The 3,973-nt window shown below is 68.2% G+C and carries 2 protein-coding genes; both read right to left on the bottom strand.

All coding sequences use genetic code 11. From position 1 onward, the window contains the following. Positions 1 to 180: 180 nt before the first annotated feature. Positions 181 to 2,379 carry an NACHT domain-containing protein gene (locus tag AB0J09_RS58520; protein ID WP_360711899.1) on the bottom strand — a complete coding sequence of 733 codons (2,199 nt, stop codon included), beginning with the start codon at positions 2,377 to 2,379 and terminating at the stop codon, positions 181 to 183. Between the two features lie 363 nt (positions 2,380 to 2,742). Further along, positions 2,743 to 3,973 (bottom strand): alpha-amylase family glycosyl hydrolase (locus AB0J09_RS58515; RefSeq protein ID WP_360711896.1); only part of this gene is annotated, 1,231 nt, incomplete at its 5' end.

Raw genomic sequence — 3,973 nt, 5'->3', positions numbered from 1 at the left:
CGCTACCGACGTCACCATATGGACTGCTCAGGCATCTCGAGCACACGCAGCCCTCAGCCGAGACTCCTCACCCGACTTCTGAAACAGGCCCTAGTGTGCTGGGTCGGAAATTCGCTGACAATATGAGGCTAGAGCGTCGAGAATTTCTTCGGCGGTCTTAAGAGGTTGTCTTGCATCGGGCTATGGGACGCGAACCGGCCGTGTGGCGGTCGCCAGGTGGTCGTGCAGGGCCGCGTGGCGGAATTGGTAGATCGGGCCGACGGCACGCAGCAGTCCCAGGCGGTGGGCGTCGTCGAGGAAGTCCATGATTCTCCATGGCAGTTGTCGCCTGACGGATAGCCGAGCGACCGCGAAGACACATGCCAGCCATGCGTGATGGTTCCCCAGCACGAGCCCGCAAGCGAGCCCGATCACGAGCCCCAACGAGAGCCCGACCTTAACTCCGGTCAGGAAGAACATGGGGAGCCACGCCCAAACTCCGTCCGCGAGCCAAGACACGAGCGCGAACAAGAACCCGAACGCCAGCGCGAACGAGAGCCCGAAGGCGAGTGTTCGAACAAGAGTAAGTGCTCGATCGGCTCGCCAGCTGGTTCGGGGAGTGCTGCTCGAAGCAAGCGTGGGTTGCTCCACCCACTTAACCAGTCCGAACACGAGTCCGAACGTAAGCCAGGACACGAGCGCGACTCCGAGTCCTACCAGGAGTCCGAGCCCAACCCTGCCCAGGACCCCGAGCCCCACCCATAGGAGTCCGACCCCCGCTCCAATCCCTCCCAGGAGCCCGAACGCGAGCCCGAACGGGAGGTTACTTCTGATGGAGCGAACCAGTGGTAGAGCACGTCCGTTGAGGCGGACATCGGCATAACCAGGTCCTTGGTTAGTCCAGTCCCGTCCAGCTATGAGACCGATCACAACCCCATCCGCGAGTCCGAACACGATTGCGGCTTGGAGCTCAGCCGTGAGGCCAGCCCTCAGCGAGGCCATGAGAACCACCCCGGCCGTCAGCCCGAGTGCGAGCGCGCGAATGAGCCGGAGGCGAGGGACGGTGCCGGCGATGCGCCACCAGGCGATGTCGCGGGTCGTAGCCGGGGGGAAGGCGCGGGCCAGGTAGGTCAGGTGCCGTCGGGTGGTGTTGGGGTTGAGCTGGTGGCGGGGCCGGACGTGGTCGGCGGGGTCGGTGCTGGGCGGGCGGGCCTGGATCAGGGCGGGGATGAGCCGGTCGAGGAGGTGGGTGCGTAGCGCGTCGGCGTCATCGCCCAGGGGGCTGGTCAACGGGGCGGGGTCGGCTCCGGAGGCCAAGTAGACGGTGCGGATCAGCCACAAGCCCAGCGGAGTGGCGGCCAGCCGGGTTAAGCCGGGGACGGCGCCAGATCGCAGGGCGGCCAGGATCTGGGCCCAGGCATCTGACGGGGAGGCAGGCAGACAGGCGATCAGGTAGTCCGCGGCGGCCTGCGGGGTGACGGGCTTGGGGACGATGACCGCGGCCGCGGTCAATGGTCGGCCGGTCTCGCGGACAGCGGTGGTGAACTCGGCGCGGCGGCTGGTGATGATGAGCTGGTCGCGGGCGGTCAGCGAGGCGTTGAGCGCGGCGATCACCTGGGCGCGCGCGGGTGCGGGGATTTCGTCTAGACCGTCCAGGACGGGCAGAACGTGGCCGCCCTCGACCAGTGCGGCCGCGGCGCCGGGCCCGAGCTGCGGGGCGGCCAGCGCCGGATAGTCCTGAACCAGGCGGACGGCGAGCCAGTCCTGCAGCCGGGGATGGGCGCCTGTGTCCCAGCCGGAGACCGGCAGCAGCACCGGCACCGGCACGATCTCCCCCTCGCCGCCGGCGGTCTGATCGGCCGTGCGGGTGGTCAGCAACTGCAGCAGCAGCTGGACCGCCAGGGTCGTCTTGCCCATGCCCGCGCCGCCGGTGATGACCAGCCGCCGCCGCTTCAGGCTGCGGAAGGTGTGCGCTAAGTCGGCGATCTCGTCGCTGCGGCCGGTGAACGTCAGCTGCGCCTTGGCGGTGATCAGGCGGGGCTGGCTCATCACTGTCCCGTCGGCGATGAGCTGCCAATGCACCGGGATCGGCTCGGGGTCGTCCAACAGCCGATGGCGAGCTTCGGTGCGCCACTGCCGCTCCACGAGTCCGGCCAGCACCTGCGCGGCGGCGGCAGCAACATCGACGACCGCAGTGGCGATCGTCGACGTGGAACGCAGGGCCCAGATCGCCACCGGGGTGGCCAGGGCGATGGCGGCCAACGCCACGGCGGCGACGTCGGCGCGGTTGACCTCGGCGTCCGACTTCAACGCGCGCCAGACCACGATCACCACGGTGACAGCTGCCAGGACGGCCAGCACGGCGACGAGGATCCGCCAGCCGGCCTTGCGTTTGTTCACGCCGCTATCGTCACCTTTGCCACGCGATCTGGCAGTAGCTGCTGACGAAATCGTGACGGGTTGGTCGCTCCTATCAAGGGCTGTCGTACTGGTTGATTGTGCCGGTGACGAGCAGCAGCGTTTGTCGGTCAGTTTGGACAGCGCTCAGCGTTGGTGCGGGTTGGAAATGTCGATGAGAGCTAACAGCGCCCGGCGGCCACAGGCGCAGGCTCGGTTGGGCGGATCCTTCGCCATCCACGATCATTTCAGCGCCGAGGGTGGTCGCGGGCCTCGAAGATGAGGATGAGCGCGTCGTTCAGGATGCGGACCCCTTCATTCCGGGCGAGTGAGCGCTCTCGATGGGGAGAGGCCGTAGGGCGCGATTCATAACAGCGACGCGCCGGGAAAGTCGGGCGCTGTGAGGATCGTCCATCCGTGGGCGGGCACGAGATAGGGATCTTCCGGTTGCCCGCCTTCCGAGGTCTCGGCGACGGTGAGCCCGGCCGGGTCCACCGGGAACCGGTATGGCTCCGTGCCCACGTTGAGCAGCGTGACGAACCTGCCGTCGCCACCATCGGCTTCGAGCGCGACGGCCGTGTTCGTCAGATGGTGCACGGCGGTGCGGGCCCGTACCAGCCACGGGTGGCGGCGCCGCAGCCCGATCAGGCGCTGGTGCAGCCGATACACCGGCCACCCTGCAGGATCCAGCTCGCCCGGACCGGCCGGGAAGGCGGGCCGGATCTCGTCGTCGCCGCCCTGTCGCTCCTCCTTCGCCCCGCGGATGGCCTGCTCGTCGCCGTAGTAGACACTGGGCAGCCCGCCCACCGTGAACAGCACGGCGAGCGCGTGACTGAGATGTCGCTCGTCGTCGAGCCGGGTGGCCAGCCTGGTCACGTCGTGGTTGCCGGCGAACGTGAGCGGTAGGAAGGAGTCGAGCATGGCGTTGTGCCGGTCCAGGGCCCAGGCGAGCTCGAAGAAGTTGCGGTCGTTCAGCGAGCTCCAGATCGCCTTCCACAGCTCATACTGGGTGACGGCGTCCAGTCCGCTCTCGGTGACGTAGCCCGCGTAGTCGCCGTGGATCATCTCGCCGGCGATCCAGGCGTCGGGGTGAAGCGGACGCAGTTGCGCCAGCGCCTTGTTCCAGAAGGCAGCCGGCATCGCGTACGCGGCGTCCAGCCGCCACCCCGACGCACCCCGGCTCAGCCAGTGGTCCATGACTCGTACGACATGGTCGAGCACGTCCGGGTGGTCGTGATTGAGTGTCACGAGCCCGTGGTGGCCTTCGAACGTGCGGTGGCCGGACCCCTCGGGCACGAACCAGTGCGCGTAGCGCGGATCGCCGAACTTCGGGTGGCCCCGGCCCACGTGGTTGAACACGCCGTCCAGAACGATCCGCAGGCCGCGGTCGCGGGCGGCGCACACCAGGTGGTCGAAGTCCTTGTCGTCGCCCAGCCGGGCATCGATGCTGAAGTGGTCCAGCGTGTCGTATCCGTGCGTCTCAGAGGCGAAGATCGGGCCCAGCAGCAGGTCTGAGCAGCCCAGCTCGATGGCGTAGTCCAGCCACGGCTCTAGCCGCCGCAGGCGGTGGCGCACCGGGGCGCCGGGCGGCAGGCTC

This window comes from Nonomuraea sp. NPDC049784 (assembly GCF_040659615.1).
Lineage (GTDB): Bacteria > Actinomycetota > Actinomycetes > Streptosporangiales > Streptosporangiaceae > Nonomuraea.
Note: the sequence above shows the minus strand (reverse complement) of the source record. Positions and strands in the feature narration are given on the sequence as shown.